The organism is Terriglobales bacterium (assembly GCA_035543055.1).
Classification (GTDB): Bacteria; Acidobacteriota; Terriglobia; order Terriglobales; family Acidobacteriaceae; genus JAIQFD01.
This window is the reverse complement of the sequence record DATKKJ010000024.1, coordinates 1-15,310: the sequence shown is the minus strand read 5'-3', so window position 1 is coordinate 15,310 and position 15,310 is coordinate 1. Positions and strand designations below refer to the sequence as shown.

The window sequence follows — 15,310 nt, the reverse complement described above, 5'->3', positions numbered from 1 at the left end:
ATCTCGCGCATCTCGGCGGCGGTGACGATCTTCATGCGGAGGTCAGCCTCGGGCGCTGCGCGCCGTCTCTTCCAGCCGGCGCAGGCTGGCGGGTTCGCCCATGGCGATCAGGCAATCGCCCGGCTCGATCCGGTCATCCGGTGCCGGGTTGAACACCATGTCGGCGTTGCGCTTGATGGCCAGCACGATCACGCCCAGCTCCTGCCGGATCTTCGAGCCTCCGATGGTGGTGCCGGCCACGCTGGAGGCGGGATCGATGAAGACCTCTTCGATCTCCAGCCCAAGGTGTCCCTGGCGCCCGGTGGCGATGTCGAGGAAGTCCAGCACCGCCGGCCGCAGGAACGACTGCGCGATGCGGTGTCCGGCGAAGGAGTACGGCGACATCACCGAGTCCGCCCCGGCGGTGAGCAGGTGCTTCTCCGCCACCTCCTCGCTGGCCCGGGCGATGATGCGCAGCCCCGGGCAGATGCTGCGCGCCGTCAGCACGATGTAGATGTTGGTGGCGTCGGTGGTGGTGGCCGCCACCAGCCCGCGCGCCTGGGTGATGTTGGCCGCGCGCAGCACCTTTTCCTGGGTCGCGTCTCCCAGCATGGTCAGCCAGCCCGGGTCCAGCGCCTGCAGCTTGGCCTCGCTGTTCTCGATGATCACGAAGGGCGCCGGCTCCCGCGCCAGGGCGCGCGCCGCGCTCCGTCCCACGCGTCCCGCGCCGCACAGGATGTAGTGGCCGGAAAGCTTGCCGATCTCCCGCTCCATCTTCCGCCTTCCGTAGAGGTTTCCGAGCTCGAATTCTAGCAAAGCCTGGGTCAGCGTTCCGATGATCAGGAACAACAGGCCGACGCCGCTGATGATGACCAAGGTGTTGAAGATCCGTCCGGCGTGCGAGAGCGGGTGTACCTCCTGGTAGCCGATGGTGGTGATGGTGGTCAGCACCATGTAGAAGCCGTCGAACCACGTCCAGCCCTCGACGAAGTGGAAGCCGGCCATGCCGGCCACCATCAGCACCAGCATGGCGGCGATCAGGATCTTGATGTTGCGCAGCGCCCGCATCGTGAGAACCGCGATTGTATGCCACCCCTGTTCGCCAGCACAGTGATGATGTAACGCTGGCGTCTCGCCGCCCGTCGAGAGGCCGTCTCGGCCTCGCATCTTGCGGGCGGGACCCACACACAAAGAAAGAGCCCTCCGCCTCAGCGGAGGGCCCGGCAAAAGACTGCTCTAGTCGCCGGATTCGGCGGCCGCTCCCAGCTCGCCCCGTTGTACCCGGCTGTGGTGCCGGCTGTAGCTGAAGTACACCACCAGGCCGATGATCAGCCACACGATCAGCCGCGCCCAGTTCACCCACCCCAGCTTGTACATCATGTAGCCGTTGAAGAGGATGCCGAGGATGGGCAAGACCGGCACCCAGGGGGTGCGGAAGGGACGATGCTGGCCGGGATTGGTCTGGCGCAGCACGAGCACGGCGATGCAGACGATGACAAAGGCCAGCAGGGTGCCGATGTTGACCATCTTGCCGATGTCATCGATGGGGGTCAGCGAACCGACCACCGCCGCCAGGAACCCCACCAGGATGGTGTTCTTCCAGGGGGTGCGGAATTTGGGATGGACGTCGGCGAAGAACTTGCGGGGCAGCAGGCCGTCCTTGGCCATGGAGTAGAGGACGCGGGTCTGGCCCAGGAGCATGACCAGCATGACGCTGGTCAGTCCCGCCAAAGCGCCCAGGGTGATGACGTGGGAGGCGCTGGTCAGGCCCCGGTCCATGAAGGCGCGCGCGATCGGGGCCTCGATGTTGATCTCCTGCCACGGCACCATGCCGGTCAGCACCGCCGCCACCAGGATGTACAAGACGGTGCAGACCAGCAGCGAGGCGATGATGCCGATGGGCAAGTCGCGCTGCGGGTTCTTGGCCTCCTGGGCCGTGGTCGAGACCGCGTCAAACCCGATGTAGGCGAAGAAGATGTACGCGGCGCCTGCCCCTATGCCGGAGAAGCCGAAGGGAGCGAAGCTGTGCCAGTCGCCGCCCCAATTGCTCTTGGCGACGTACTGGAAGCCCAGGCCGATCACGAATAGGACCACGCTGACCTTGATGGCGACGATGGTGGCGTTGAAACGGGCGCTCTCCCTGATGCCGATCACCAGGATGGCGGTGATGATGAGCGCGATAACGAAGGCCGGAAGGTTGAAGCCGATCTCCACCCCGAAGATCTTGGGCGCGTCGAGCAGTGCGTGGGCCTGTGAGACGAGTTCGGGCGAATGGGCGGCGGTGATGGCGGCCACCTTGTCCACGAAGGCCTGCGTTCCCGGCTGGAGCGACGGGTCCGCGGCGACCGCCATCTGGCGGGCGATGGTGTTCTCCGCGGTGCGCAGCGCCGTCCAGTGGTCGTACGCCATCCACAGCGGCATCCTGATGTGGAAGATGTTGAGCAACTCGATGAAGTGGTTCGACCAGCCGGACGACACGGTGCTGGCCCCCATGGCGTATTCCAGGGTCAGGTCCCAGCCGATGATCCAGGCGAACAGCTCGCCCAGCGTGGCATAGGCGTAGGTATAGGCGCTGCCGGCCAGCGGGATCATGGCGGCGAACTCCGCATAGCACAGGCCGGCAAAGGCGCATCCCAGGCCGGAGAGCACGAAGGACATCATCAAGCCGGGCCCGGCGTAGTGGGCGCCCAGCCCGGAAAGGACGAAGATACCTGCCCCGATGATGGCCCCCACCCCGAGCGCGGTCAGTTGCACCGGACCCAGGGTGCGTCGCAGGCTGTGCTCGCCCGATTCCTTCGCCTCATTGAGCAGGACGTCTAACGGCTTTTTTGCGAATAGATCGGCCATGCAGTTCTGTTTCTCCTTTGCCTCAGGCGCGCGCTTGGCTCGGACGGCGGCCTGTCCACAGGAAATAGACTGGGATCCCCAACAACACGATGATGAGCCCCGGCCAGGTGTATTGCGGCTTGTAGCGTAACAGCACGATGTCGATATACAAAGCCATCACCACATAGATCGCCGGCAGTACCGGGTAGCCGATGGCGCGGTAGGGACGTTCCGCGTCGGGCTGCGTCCGCCGCAGCACGAACAGCGCCACGATGGTGAGGACGTAGAACACCAGCACGGCGAAAATGATGTAGTCGAGCAGTTGCCCGTAGGTGCCCGAGAGGCACAAGACCGAGGTCCACGCCGCCTGCACCACCAACGACGCCACCGGCGTCCGATAGCGCGGATGGACCCGGGCGGCGGAGCGGAAGAACAGACCGTCCTTGGCCATGGCGTAGTAGACCCGCGCCCCGGAAAGGATGAGGCCATTGTTGCAGCCGAAGGTGGAGATCAGGATGGCGATGGCCATGATCGCCGCCCCCGCCCCGCCGAAGATCACCTGCATGACGGCGGTGGCCACCCGGTCCTCGGTGGCGTACTGGATGCCGCGCGCCATCACCGTCGCCCCGTGCGGGTCGCCATGCAACGGCAGCACGTTGACGTAAACGTAGTTGGCGAGCACGTAGAGCAGGATGACGATGCCGGTCCCCAGCCCCAACGACAGGGGCAGGTTACGCTGCGGATTCTTCACTTCCCCGGCGGCGAAGGTCACATTGTTCCAGGCGTCGGCGGAGAACAGCGACCCCACCTGGGCCACCGCCAGCAGTGCCGGCACCAGCAGGACCATCGAAGCGATGCCGAGGTCGGCGTGGCCCGGCCCCGGCGCCCAGAAATCCTGGAAGTTGGCCGCCACCGCCTGCGAGTTGCGTCCCACCGCGAACCCCAGCACGACCAGCAGCGCCAGCGACAATGCCTTGGTGATGGTGAACACGTTCTGCACCATCGCTCCGGTCCTGACCCCGAACACGTTGACGAAAGTCAGCAACCAGATGGTGATGATGGCCACCAGGTTCTGCGTGTTCAGGCCCACATCCATGTTACCGAGCACCATGGGCCCGACATGGATGGGCGGCGCCTTCCAGAAATGCAGGATCCAATTGGTGGAGGAGACTGCGGGGAAGAACACCCCCATGAACTTGCCGAAGGCGACGCCCACGGCGGCGATGGTTCCCGTCTGGATCACCAGGAACAGCGTCCACCCGTAGAGGAAGCCCCAGAGCGGGCCCAGGGCCTCGCGCAGATACACGTACTGCCCGCCAGCCTTGGGCATCATGGCGGCCAGCTCGCCGTACGCGAGGGCAGCAGAGATGGTCATGAACCCGGTCACCAGCCAGGCCGCGATCAGCAATCCGGGAGAATCCACCTGGCGGGCGATATCGGCGGCGACGATGAATACGCCCGAGCCGATCATGCCCCCCATCACCAGGGTGGTGGCGCTGGTCAGTCCCAGGCCCTTGACCAGCTCCTGGTCCGACGCCGGTATGGGAACAACGTCTGCTTTTGGACTCACAGTCCGCTCTCCTGAGCGCGTGCTGTGCAGCGGTTGCGCAACTCTAACCCAAGATGCGCAGAAATTCTTTCACTGATTTCCTGGGCGACGTCATCAGGTCCGAGATCACGGCCACCGCATCCGCGCCGGCCTCGATCACCGAGCGACAGTTCGCCCGCGTGATGCCCCCGATGGCGACCAGGGGCTTGCGGGTCGCCGCCCGCGCCGCCTTCACCCCCCTCAGCCCGACCACCGGGTCAGGGTCCTGCTTACTGGAGGTGGCAAAGACCGGCCCGATCGCGACGTAGTCCGCCGGCCCCTTCCCGGCCGCCCGAACCTGCTTCACCGAATGCGTGGAAACGCCCACCCAGAGCCGATCTCCGACGACGGCCCGCGCACTCTCCGGCGACAGGTCTTCCTGTCCGACGTGTACCCCATCGCAGCCCGCGGCCAGGCACAGGTCAGCGCGGTCGTTCATGATGAGCCGGATACCCGCGCACACCCGCCGCAGTTGGCGCGCCTGCTCCAATATCTCCCGCTCCCCGCCCTGCTTATTCCTGTACTGCAGCAGGGTCGCACCGCCGGCCAGCAGTTCCTCGACGAAGCGCAGCAACGCGCTGGCCGGCTTGCGATGGCCGGCAAACCTTCCCGCGTCCACGATGGCATACAGCCGCGGCAGCACCAGCCTGCCCCCGGCCTCCTGCCTCCTGCCTCCTGCCTTTTTCATCTCTTCTTCGCCGGCATGAACCGTTCCATGAACCGGGTGTCGAAATTCCCGGCGCGAAAATCGGGATCGGCCAGGATCTTGCGGTGCAGAGGAATACTGGTGTGGATACCCTCCACGATGAACATCTCCAGGGCGCGCGCCATGCGGGAAATGGCTTCCTCGCGGTCCTTGCCCCGCACCACCAGCTTGGCGATCAGCGAATCGTAATAGGGCGGCACTACGCTCTCGACGTATTGGGCGGTGTCCACGCGCACCCCCGTGCCCCCGGGCGGGTTCCAGGAGGTGATCAGCCCGGGAGAGGGCGTGAAGGTCTCCGGGTCCTCGGCGTTGATGCGGCACTCGATGGCGTGCCCGCGGTGCACCACCGGCCCGTGCAATACGTCGTCCAGGCGCTCCCCGGCCGCCAGCAGGATCTGGCTTTTTACCAGGTCCACGTCGGTGGTCATCTCGGTGACCGGGTGCTCCACCTGGATGCGGGTGTTCATCTCGATGAAGTACATGCTCCCGTCTTCATCCATGAGGAACTCGATGGTACCGGCGTTGACGTATCCGATCTCCGCCAGGGCGGCGCACAGCTTGTCGCCGATCTGCTGCCGCAGCAGCGGCGTCATCTTCACCGACGGAGATTCCTCCAGCAGCTTCTGGTGGCGCCGCTGGATGGTGCATTCCCGCTCCCCCAGGCAGGCCACGTTGCCGTACTTGTCGGCCAGCACCTGGAATTCGATATGGCGCGGGCGTTCGATGAACTTCTCCAGGTACAGGTCGCCGTTGCCGAAGGCGGCCGCCGCTTCCGACTGGGCCGAGCGGAACAGGTTGGGCAGTTCCTCCGCCGAGCGGACCACCCGCATGCCTCGCCCGCCTCCCCCCGCCGAGGCCTTCAGGATGACGGGAAACCCCACCGCCTGGGCCGCGGCCAGCGCCTCGCCTTCCCCGCCGATCACCCCGTCGCTGCCCGGCAGGATGGGCACGCCGAATTGCTTCATGGCGTTGCGCGCCTTCTCCTTCTCGCCCATCAGCCGCATGCTTTCCGGCGGCGGGCCGATGAAGGTGATGTCGGAGGTCTCGCACACCTCGGCGAAGTTGGCGTTCTCGCTGAGCAGGCCGTAGCCGGGGTGGATGGCGTCCACGTTCGAGATCTCGGCGGCGCTGATGACCGCGGGGATATTGAGGTAGCTCTCCGCCGACTTGGGCGGCCCGATGCAGATGGCTTCGTCGGCGAAGCGCACGTGCAGGGAGTTGCGGTCGGCCTCGCTATAGACGGCCACCGCCTTGATGCCCAGTTCCTTGCAGGCGCAGATGACCCGCAGGGCGATCTCGCCTCGGTTCGCGATCAGGATCTTCTTGAACATGGATGAGGGCTAAGGCTTCCGGATGGCGAACAAGGGCTGCCCGTATTCGACCGGCTGCGCGTTCTGCACCAACTTCTTGACGATCTCCCCACTGGCGTCGGCCTCGATCTCGTTCATCAGCTTCATGGCCTCGACGATGCACAGCACCTGCCCGGCTTGCACGGCGTCCCCCACCTTGACGAACGGCGGCGCGCCCGGGGAGGGCGCTTCGTAGAACGTCCCCACGATCGGCGACTTGACGAGATGAAGCCCCTCTTCCGCGGCCTCCCGGGCCGGCGCAGCCTGGGGAGCGGGCGATGCCGCGGGGGGTGCGACCGGGACCGCCGCCGGCGCCATCTGGATGACCGGCGTCGCGGCCGCGGTCAGGGCTGCCGAGTCGGCCGCGCGCTTGATCCGCACCTTCACGTCGCCGCGTTCCAACTCGAACTCGGCGATGTCCTTCTCGATCAGGAATTCGATGAGTTCCTTGAGCTCTTTCTGGTTCATCGTGTGAGTGTAGACGCGATGCACTGGGGCGCGACTCTTGTGGCCATGCCCTAGATCGAGGTGAACTCCTTCGTCGTGGGCGTCAGCACCTGGTGCCCGCTCTCCGTCACGGCCACCATGTCCTCGATACGGACCCCGCCCTTCCCCGGGATGTACGCCCCGGGCTCGATGGTCACCACCATGCCCGGCCGCAGCACCTCGGTCTGGCCGCGGGCCAGGCGCGGGGCCTCGTGGATCTCCAGCCCCACTCCGTGCCCGGTGGAGTGGGTGAAGTACCGGGCCAGCCCGGCCCGCCGCAGCATGTTACGCGCGGCGCGGTCCACTTCTCCCGTGGTCGCGCCGGGCCGGACCGCTTCCAGCCCCGCCCGCTGGGCCTCCAGGACTGCCTGGTACAGGTCACGCGCCGCCGGATCGGGCTTCCCCACCCATACGGTGCGCGTCATGTCGGAACAATAGCCGGCAAGTATAACACCGAAGTCGAGCACCACAAATCCTGTGTTTGGAATAGGTTGCGAGGAGGCGCGCCAGTGAGGAAAGGCCGAGTGTACGCCCCCGGCAACGATGCTCTCAAACGCCATCTTCTCCGCCCCGGCGGCGCGGGCCGCATACTCCAACTCGGCAGCGACCGAGGCCTCACTCACCCCGGGACGGATCGCCTCCACCACTGTATCGAACAGGCTCGAGCCCAGCTGCACTGCCCGCCGGATGCATTCCAACTCCGCCGGCTCCTTGACCATGCGGAGACACTCCACCAGCCCGGCGGTGGGCTTCAGAGAAACCTTGACGGCCCTGGCGGCAACGGTCCGCGCTGCCAGGGTCATGTGCTCGGCCTCGACGCCTACGCGCCGCACCCGCGCGCCGGCGAGCCACTCCGCGGCGGCGGTGAGAGCCGGCTTCTTGCTGATGACCACCGTTGCCCCGACCACCTCCTGCCGCGCCTGCTCGCGGTAGCGGCCGTCGGTGAAGAAAGCGAACCTGCCACGGGCATACGCCAGCGCCCCCGCCGAGCCCGTGAACCCAGACAGGTAGCGGATGTTGGGCAGGTGCGTGACCAGGAACCCTTCGACGTGCGCGTCCTCAGCAGCAGAGATGAACTTCTTTTGGCGGGCTCGGTAGTCCATAAAGAGTCAGGATTGTAACGTACCGCGATAGCACGGCCAGGGGGCCAAAGCGGTTGTGCCTGCGCAGACCGAGTACTGAGCACCGAGTACTGAGTACTTAGAAAAAAAGCCCCCGCCGGTTAGCGGGGGCCGGACCGCCAGGTCCTTTGTGCAACCTTAGGTCTGGATGATCTTCGGGGTGATGAAGAAGATCAGCTCCTGGGTGGAGGTCGAGACCGCGCGGCGCTTGAACAGGTTGCCCAGTCCGGGGATGCTGCCCAGGAGCGGGACCTGCTGGATGGTGACCGAGTTCTGGGTCTGGATCACGCCGCCGATCACCACCGTGCCGCCATCGCTGACCAGCACCTGGGTAACCGCCTGTTGGGTCAGCAGCGTCGGGTTGCCGCTGACCTGCCGCGAAAAGTCCGGGGTCGTGTTCTCCACGTCCACGGCCAGGAAGATGGTGCTCTCGGCCGTGATCTGCGGAGTGACGGTCAAGCGCAGGAACGCGTCCACGTAGCTGGTGGTCGGCGGACCGCCCAACTGGGCCAGCGTGACCACCGGGATGCGCACGCCTTGTTTCACCACCGCCGTGATGTTGTTCTGGGTGACGACCCGCGGGCGGGAGAGGATCTTCAGCAGGCCGCGGTCCTCCGCCATGGTCAGGATGGCGTCCAGCCGGTAGTTGTTGGTGGCGTTGATGAACGAGAGCCCGCTGGTCGGTGCCACCGCCGGCAGGTTGGAGAACAGCGGGATGGACCCGCCGCTGTGGATGTAGGTGGGAGTCAGGCCGGTGGTGGTGAGCGGACTGGTGCCCGCCGAGCCCGCGCCGCCGACCGCCGAGACGTTATTGCCCCAACCGAATCCCATCTGGAAGCCGATGTCACGGGCGAAGTTGCGCGTGGCCGCGATCACCCGCGCCTCGATCTCCACCTCCGGCGTCTTGCGGTCCAGCTGGGTGAGCAGCCGGTCTACCGCCGGGAAGACGCTGGGGATGTCCTGGATGATGAGGGCGTTGATGCGGTCATCGGAAATGATCTCGCCACGCTGCGAGAGGAACTTCTTGATCACCGGCACCACGTCCTTGGAGTGGGCATAGCTGAGCACCCGGGTAACCGTGACCTTGGGATCGGCCAGGGCTTTGGCTTCGATCTGCGCCCGCTGTGCATCCGCTTCCTTGCGCATGGTTTCCAGGGTGGCGATGCGGAGCACGTTGCCGTCCAGCTCCTTCTGCAGCCCGTTGTTCTTGAGCACGATGTCCAACGCCTGGTCCCACGGCACGTTGTCCAGCACCAGGGTCAGGGAGCCTTTGACGTTGGGGTCGAGCACGATGTTGAGCCCGCTGATCTCGTGGATCAGGCGGAAGAAGTCCTTCAGGTCCACGTCCTTCAGGTTCACCGAGATGGGTTCGCCGGTGAACTTGGGACGGGCAGCGGCCGCGGTCTGAGCGCCGGCCGCCGGCGCCTGTTGCGCCATGGCAGCCGTGATGGCGGCCGTGGACGGCATCAGGGCGGCGCTGGGTTGCGGAACGTTGACCAGCGGCACTTCCTGCTGCGGGGTGCCGAGCTTTGCGGCCGCGTCTTCGGCGCGGCTCGCCGGCTTCATCTCCGCCTGCGGGGTCGTCTCCTGCTTGGGCTTGTATTCCGGTTCCACGACCACGAAGCTCTGCGCCACGGCGCCCTGCTGGGTGGGCGTCGCCGCCGGAGCTGCGGTCTCAGGAGCGGCTGCGGCCGCCTCCTGCTGGGGTGGTTCCGGGGCCGCCGGCGCTGCCTTGGCGGCTTCGACCGCGGCCGGCGTGGTGGCCGGAGCCGGGGCGGTCGCCGGTTGCGACGCCTCCGCCGCCGGACGCAGCTTCACCGTCAGCTTGCGGCCGCTGGGAACCACTTCGAAGTCCTTGTTGGCGGCCAGGTCCACCACTACCCGGGTCACGGGCGGGTCGGCCTGGTAGCGCGCCACGCGCACACTCTTGATGTCGCCGCTATTGACCGCGATTTCCCGCTTGCGCAGGGGCACGGCATTGGGCACGTCGATGACCACCCGGTCGGGCGCCGTCAGTTTCATGGCTTTCGGGGTCATGGCGCCGGTACCCAGGATCTCGACGTTCATGCCGCCCTTGCCGCGGGCCACGGCCACGGTCTGGATCACGACCGGGCGCGAGGCGCGGGCCTGGGGCTCCTCGGCGGGCTTGGCCGCGGGCTCAGGCGGCGGCATCTCGGCCGCGGGAGCCGCGTTGGCCGATCCGCCGGGCAGCGTCACCGTCACCAGCAAGGCGTGGTTCGCCTCGCTGATGTGCACGCCGGCATCGCGCGCCAGGGTCAGTTCCACGCGCGCCACCTCGGTGCCGCCCGCTCCCTTGAACCCGAGCACCCGGTAGGAGGTGACGCCCGGCATCTTCACCGCCTGCGCCTTGCCCTCCATCCGCCCTGCCGACACCCCGACCAGGTCCACCAGCAGCAGGTTGTCGGACGGTCTATATTCCGTGTGCGTGAAGACGCCGCTCGCCTGGATGGTGACCGTGGTGGCGTTGTCCTGAGGGGCAACCTTCACGTCGGTCAAGTGCGAAACGGCTGCCGCCGCCATCGTGGCCAGCACGACCGGCAGCAAGAGAATACCCAGCAGTTGCTTTAGCCTCATCTCGTCGCTCCTCACGCGCCGGACATCGTCCGTGGCGTGCAGCGGCGTCCCTTGAACCCCGCCGCCAAAGAATTAGCCCTTGTCCCGCCTGGGGCGGTGACCTGAACTGCCCCTGGGTTCGGCCCGACTGCTGACTTCTACTGCTTCTCCTGAACTCCTAAACCGTGGGCGCGCTCACCCGCTTCACCACTTCGCGCGAGGTCTCCCGCCCCATGTTGTCGACCGCGGTTTCGCGGAAGATCACCGAATCGGCGGTGATCTTGACCACGCTGCCGTTGAAGACCGAATCGTTCTCCTTGAGGAAGTAGGTGCGGTTGGCCTGGTTGGACACCACCGCGATCATCCCCGAGGTGGTCTTCACGATCCCGTGCAGCACCATCTCGTTGACCATCAGGCAGCGCTTGCCGGTGGCGCACATCGGCCCCCCGGGACCTCCGGCGGCCCGCACCACCGGGTTCACGAACGGGTCGCGCTTGCCGGCCGGCGCTTTCGCCGCCGCCTGGACCGCCGGTTTCGCCGCGCTCGGCTTGGCCACTGCGCTCACCGCCGCCTTCTTGGCCGGCTTGGCTTGTGTCTTGGCCGGCGCCGCGGCCGCAGTCCCAGCCGGCTTGGCCGCTGCTGCGGGCTTCTGCGCGGGGGCTGCCTTGGTCGCCGGGGCCGCGGTTCCGCTCACCGTTTGACTGGCCGGCGCCTTGGGCTTGCTCGCCGGCGTCTGGGCCATGACCAGACCCGCCGCCGCCATCACTGCCACCATCGTTTTTATCGCCTTCATGGTCACCCTCGACTACTTCTTACCCGGAGCCTTGGGCGGGGGCGCCGCCTGCGGCTCATGGCTGAAGAACGTCGTCGCTTTGCAGCTGGCCACCACGCTCTCGTTGGGCGCGTAGGCATACTGACCCTTCACCCCGGCATCGTTCGGTTTCTTGACCGTGGCTACCTTCAGGTTCCCGATGTTGATGATGCGCTCCAGCTTGCCCACCCGCTCGAAGAAGTTCAGCAGCGCGTAGTACGACCCGTCCACGTCCACCGCGAACGGCACCTCGGTGTAGAACTCCTTGGTGTTGCCGGCTTCCTGCGCGTAGCGGCGCACCTCGACGCCCGCCGCTACGGCCGTGTCCTGCATCATCTTCATGAACTTGTCGGCCTCTTTCTCGTCGGGCACGATGCGCTTCTGGATATCGAGCTGCAGTTGCAGGCTCGCGATCTGCCGCTTCAGGTCCTCCAGCTTCGACTGGTAGGGCTCCAGCTCCTTGACCTTGGCTTCCATGTCCTTGGCCGCCTTCAGGTCCTTCTCGTTCTTCGCCATCTGGTCTTTCAGCACCAGGAAGTAGAAGCCGGCGCACAGCGCCACCACCACGCCGACGATGATCCCCATCTGCGCCTTTGCCGGTAATTCTTTGAAGCTCGCCATAGATACCGTCCCGACTTACGATTTTTTCTCGCAGGTGAGCGTGAACACGAACGCCTGCATGTCCTTGATCTGGGTGTCCTGCGACGTCTCCTTGATCTCCACCGACTTGAACTTGCCCGACTTCTGCAGGTTCTCCATGAGGTTGGCCACCCCGTGCACGCTCAGCGACATGCCCTGGATGTCGATGGTCGAACCGGTGTCCACCATCTTCTCCAGCCACACCCCGTCGGTGGCGTTCACCGTGTCCCCGATCATGGTCAGCAGGGTGGCGGGGCCGGACTGCTGCGCCCGCAGGTCGTCGATCACCTTGATCCGCCGCTGGTACATCTCGGCCTGCTTCGCCCGTTCGTCGTACTGCTGCTTGACGATCTGCAGCGCCTGATACTTGCGGCTGGCGATGTCCATGCGCTGGGCGATGGCCTTGGCGTCGTTGTTCAGCTTCCACCACCACGCGCCCATGGCCACCGCGCCGATCAGCAGCACCACCACGCCCACCAGCATCGGATTGGGGCCTTCCCCGGCCATGCTGGGGACGGCGGCCCGCTTCCCCTTCTTCGGCTTCGGTACTCCAAGCAGATTGATCCGGATCATAGAGTTTCAAAGCTCCTGAGGGCCAAACCCACCGCCACCGCGAGTTGTCCCGCGTTGCGTTCCACAATGTCGCCGACGCCGGCCGCGTTGATCTTCTGGAACGGATTGAGGATCTCGACCGGGAGGGAGAACTCCTGGCGCAGGGCTTCCATCAGCCCCGGGACCACGGAGGACCCGCCCGCCAGGTAAATGCGCTCGATGTGCTCGCCGCTGGCCGTCGCGCGGAAGAAATCGAAAGTCTTCTGGATCTCCAGCACGATGATCTCGGTGACCTGCTGCAGGATGGGCATTTTGGCGTCTTCCGAGACCGTGCCCACCTTCTGGCCGAGCTTGAGGCTCTCGGCGTCGTCGAAGCTGAGGTCGAGTTCCTTCTGCAGCGAGTCGGTGTACTGGTTGCCGCCCACGGAGACGTCGCGGGTGAACAGCGGGGTCGTGCCCTTGACGATGTTGATGTTCATCACGCTGGCGCCGATGTTGAGCAGGGCGACGGTGGCGCCGGGGGCGGGGTCGTAATTGAATTCGTAGCAGTTCTGCAGGGCGAAGGCGTCGATGTCGACAATGGCCGGGGCCTTGCCCGCCAGCGAGAGCACGTTGGTGTAGTTCAGGATCTTGTCCTTCTTCACCGCCACCAGCAGCACGTCCATCTGGGGGCCGGTGGTGTCCTCGCTGAGGATCTGGTAGTCGATGTTGACGTCGGCGATGTCGAAGGGGATGTGCTGGGCCGCCTCGGTATGGATGCTCTCGGCCAGCTCCGCGTCCGACATCGATTGCATGGTGATCTTCTTGACGATCACGGAATGGCCGCTGACCGAGGTGGCCACAGCCTTGGAGGTGATCCGGTTCTCGTTGAAGATCTTGGAAATGGCGCTGGAGACGCTGCCAGAATCGACGATCATGGAATCAACCACGATGTCGCTGGCCAGCGGCTCGAAGCCCACGTGCTCCACCTGGATCTCGCCCTTGGCCTTCCTCAGCTCGACCGCCTTGATGCTGGAGGAGCCGATGTCGAGACCCACGATCGATTTTGCACCACCGAATAGACCCATGCGACCCGCCTCTTAGTGACCCGCGGCCGCTCGAGCGGCCCTGGGTTTCTTCTTGCCCCGGCCTTCGCCGAGGGTGCTTTTGCGTTCCATCCACTGGTCCAGGATGGTCTTCTTGAACTTCCAGCGGTTCCCGAGTTTGAACGCGGGGATCTTCTCCTCGTAAACGTACTTGTAGAGCGTGTCCGGGCTGACGCCCAGGTACTGGGAAGCTTGCCGAATATTCATTACCTCTCTCGAATCGGCCATAGCAGCTGTGCCCTTTCCACAGATAACGCTAGCACCCGCGCTCGGTGCGGGTTGGCCTCCAGAGGCCGGGCCCTGTGAGGAAGAAGTCCTCTGCTTTCTCGGGGGGAAACTACTGCGGTGCGAGTTATACCAGTGTCACTGCCGGTAGTGTCAAGGAAGTCTTTCCGGTTTCTTCCGGTTTTCACCGGATATTAACCGTGGAGGGAAGGGGGCGAGATGGGCTAAGTGCCCATATTTCGTGGCGTTATGAAGGCCCGACCACTACAGGTTGTGGTATTGATGCATCGGGTACAAACGATTATCTGAGGAGTAACTAAGGGGCTCTAAGGGCGCGCAAAGGGACGTGACCGTCGATACAAGCTGAGGTTCGCCTGCGGGGCCGGCCGCTCACGATTTGCGGTTGTTCTGAAAACACTACAAACCACGTTTTTCCTTGCACTCGCACGGTGTGTGCGCTTTGATTCTGTCCTCAGTCAATGTTCACCACTGCCATTACGAAAACTGAATACTTCGAGCTCCGAAGCCGTTACACCCCGAAGCACCCGAAGACTATCTTCGTCCTGGAATCGCCGCCAGCCTCTGGCAAGTACTTCTACAACCCGACCGGAACCGTCAGAGAGCCGCTCTTCAAGGCTTTGATGGATGACGTGCTGGAGGTCGCGGCACAAACAAAGGAGGAAGGACTCAAGACGTTTGCGTCCGAGGGCTTTCTCGTTGTCGACGCGACGTACACGCCCGTCAATGATCTCGACGACGATGAGGCCGATGCCATCATCCTCCGTGACTTCCCGCTTCTTCTCGAGGACCTGCGCGCGCACGCAGGGCCGGACACTGCACTCGTTCTCATAAAAGCGAACGTCTGCGAGCTACTTGAGCCGAAACTAAAGAAAGAGGACTTCAAGGTCCTCAACAACGGGGAGAGAATCCCATTCCCATCCACCGGCCAGCAGACGAAATTCCGAACCGCCATCCGCAAGGTGCTTGGGCTTTCACCAGATCCTACCCGCTAAGCGGTGTTTGCCCGGCGCCCCTGAAGGGCTCATCTGGAGCGGTTCCAAATTTTCTGTGGAAAAAGTTCGCTCTTGCTGAGCTGTGTCATCGGAGGAGACCCTGTAGGTTACCCCTGCGCTGGCGACGCCCCCGGGCCAAAGGCGCGGAGGGCGGAGTCGAGGTCGGGATGGCAAGACACGATGGTGTCGATCTTGGTCAGCTTCACCACGTCGTTGACCGCTCCCTGCGCGCCCGCCAGCCGAAGCTGGCCGCCGGCCTTGCGCAGCTTGCCCGCAGACAGGGTGAGGATGCCGATCCCGGCGCTGTCCACGCGGTCTATGCGGCTCAGGTCGAGGACCACGCCCTTGGAGCCCTC

15 protein-coding genes are annotated in these 15,310 nt (G+C 65.0%); 1 reads left to right on the top strand and 14 read right to left on the bottom strand.

The features are described 5' to 3' along the window. Nucleotides 1-42: 42 nt before the first annotated feature. From VMS96_01665 to VMS96_01605, 13 genes are all read right to left on the bottom strand, one after another. The gene (locus VMS96_01665; protein ID HVP42106.1) at nt 43-1,047 is read right to left on the bottom strand and encodes a potassium channel protein; all 1,005 of its coding nucleotides are present in this window, start codon (nt 1,045-1,047) and stop codon (nt 43-45) included. A 168-nt stretch (nt 1,048-1,215) separates the two neighbouring features. After that, nucleotides 1,216-2,826, bottom strand: coding sequence for an amino acid permease (locus VMS96_01660; GenBank protein ID HVP42105.1), 1,611 nt, complete (start codon nt 2,824-2,826; stop codon nt 1,216-1,218). 22 nt (nt 2,827-2,848) lie between these two features. Beyond that, complete coding sequence (locus VMS96_01655; GenBank protein HVP42104.1) at nt 2,849-4,375, bottom strand: amino acid permease; 1,527 nt, start codon at nt 4,373-4,375, stop codon at nt 2,849-2,851. Nucleotides 4,376-4,418: 43 nt separating this feature from the next. Then, nucleotides 4,419-5,081 carry a thiamine phosphate synthase gene (thiE, locus tag VMS96_01650; protein ID HVP42103.1) on the bottom strand — a complete coding sequence of 221 codons (663 nt, stop codon included), beginning with the start codon at nt 5,079-5,081 and terminating at the stop codon, nt 4,419-4,421. Next, on the bottom strand, nt 5,078-6,430 hold the full coding sequence (gene accC, locus VMS96_01645; protein ID HVP42102.1) for an acetyl-CoA carboxylase biotin carboxylase subunit: 1,353 nt from the start codon (nt 6,428-6,430) through the stop codon (nt 5,078-5,080). The genes thiE and accC overlap by 4 nt, the downstream gene beginning before the upstream one ends. 9 nt (nt 6,431-6,439) lie before the next feature. Beyond that, complete coding sequence (gene accB / locus VMS96_01640) at nt 6,440-6,916, bottom strand: acetyl-CoA carboxylase biotin carboxyl carrier protein (GenBank protein ID HVP42101.1); 477 nt, start codon at nt 6,914-6,916, stop codon at nt 6,440-6,442. Between the two features lie 50 nt (nt 6,917-6,966). Next, nucleotides 6,967-8,037, bottom strand: coding sequence for a Xaa-Pro peptidase family protein (locus tag VMS96_01635; GenBank protein ID HVP42100.1), 1,071 nt, complete (start codon nt 8,035-8,037; stop codon nt 6,967-6,969). A gap of 156 nt (nt 8,038-8,193) precedes the next feature. Then, on the bottom strand, nt 8,194-10,650 hold the full coding sequence (pilQ, locus tag VMS96_01630) for a type IV pilus secretin PilQ (protein HVP42099.1): 2,457 nt from the start codon (nt 10,648-10,650) through the stop codon (nt 8,194-8,196). 157 nt (nt 10,651-10,807) lie between these two features. Continuing rightward, complete coding sequence (locus tag VMS96_01625) at nt 10,808-11,422, bottom strand: hypothetical protein (GenBank protein ID HVP42098.1); 615 nt, start codon at nt 11,420-11,422, stop codon at nt 10,808-10,810. A gap of 12 nt (nt 11,423-11,434) precedes the next feature. Next, entirely contained in the window at nt 11,435-12,061 is a 627-nt protein-coding gene (gene pilO / locus VMS96_01620) for a type 4a pilus biogenesis protein PilO (GenBank protein ID HVP42097.1), read from the bottom strand. 15 nt (nt 12,062-12,076) lie between these two features. Continuing rightward, nucleotides 12,077-12,652, bottom strand: a complete 576-nt coding sequence (locus tag VMS96_01615) for a PilN domain-containing protein (GenBank protein HVP42096.1) — start codon at nt 12,650-12,652, stop codon at nt 12,077-12,079. Continuing rightward, entirely contained in the window at nt 12,649-13,698 is a 1,050-nt protein-coding gene (gene pilM / locus VMS96_01610; protein HVP42095.1) for a type IV pilus assembly protein PilM, read from the bottom strand. The genes VMS96_01615 and pilM overlap by 4 nt, the downstream gene beginning before the upstream one ends. 12 nt (nt 13,699-13,710) lie before the next feature. Then, on the bottom strand, nt 13,711-13,923 hold the full coding sequence (locus VMS96_01605) for a helix-turn-helix domain-containing protein (protein ID HVP42094.1): 213 nt from the start codon (nt 13,921-13,923) through the stop codon (nt 13,711-13,713). A 497-nt stretch (nt 13,924-14,420) separates the two neighbouring features. Between VMS96_01605 and VMS96_01600 the strand changes: the two genes are divergently transcribed. Next, on the top strand, nt 14,421-14,954 hold the full coding sequence (locus VMS96_01600; protein ID HVP42093.1) for a hypothetical protein: 534 nt from the start codon (nt 14,421-14,423) through the stop codon (nt 14,952-14,954). 107 nt (nt 14,955-15,061) lie between these two features. Here the strand turns inward: VMS96_01600 and VMS96_01595 are convergent. Next, nucleotides 15,062-15,310, bottom strand: a 249-nt coding sequence (locus VMS96_01595; protein HVP42092.1) for an STAS domain-containing protein, incomplete at its 5' end; no start/stop codon positions are given.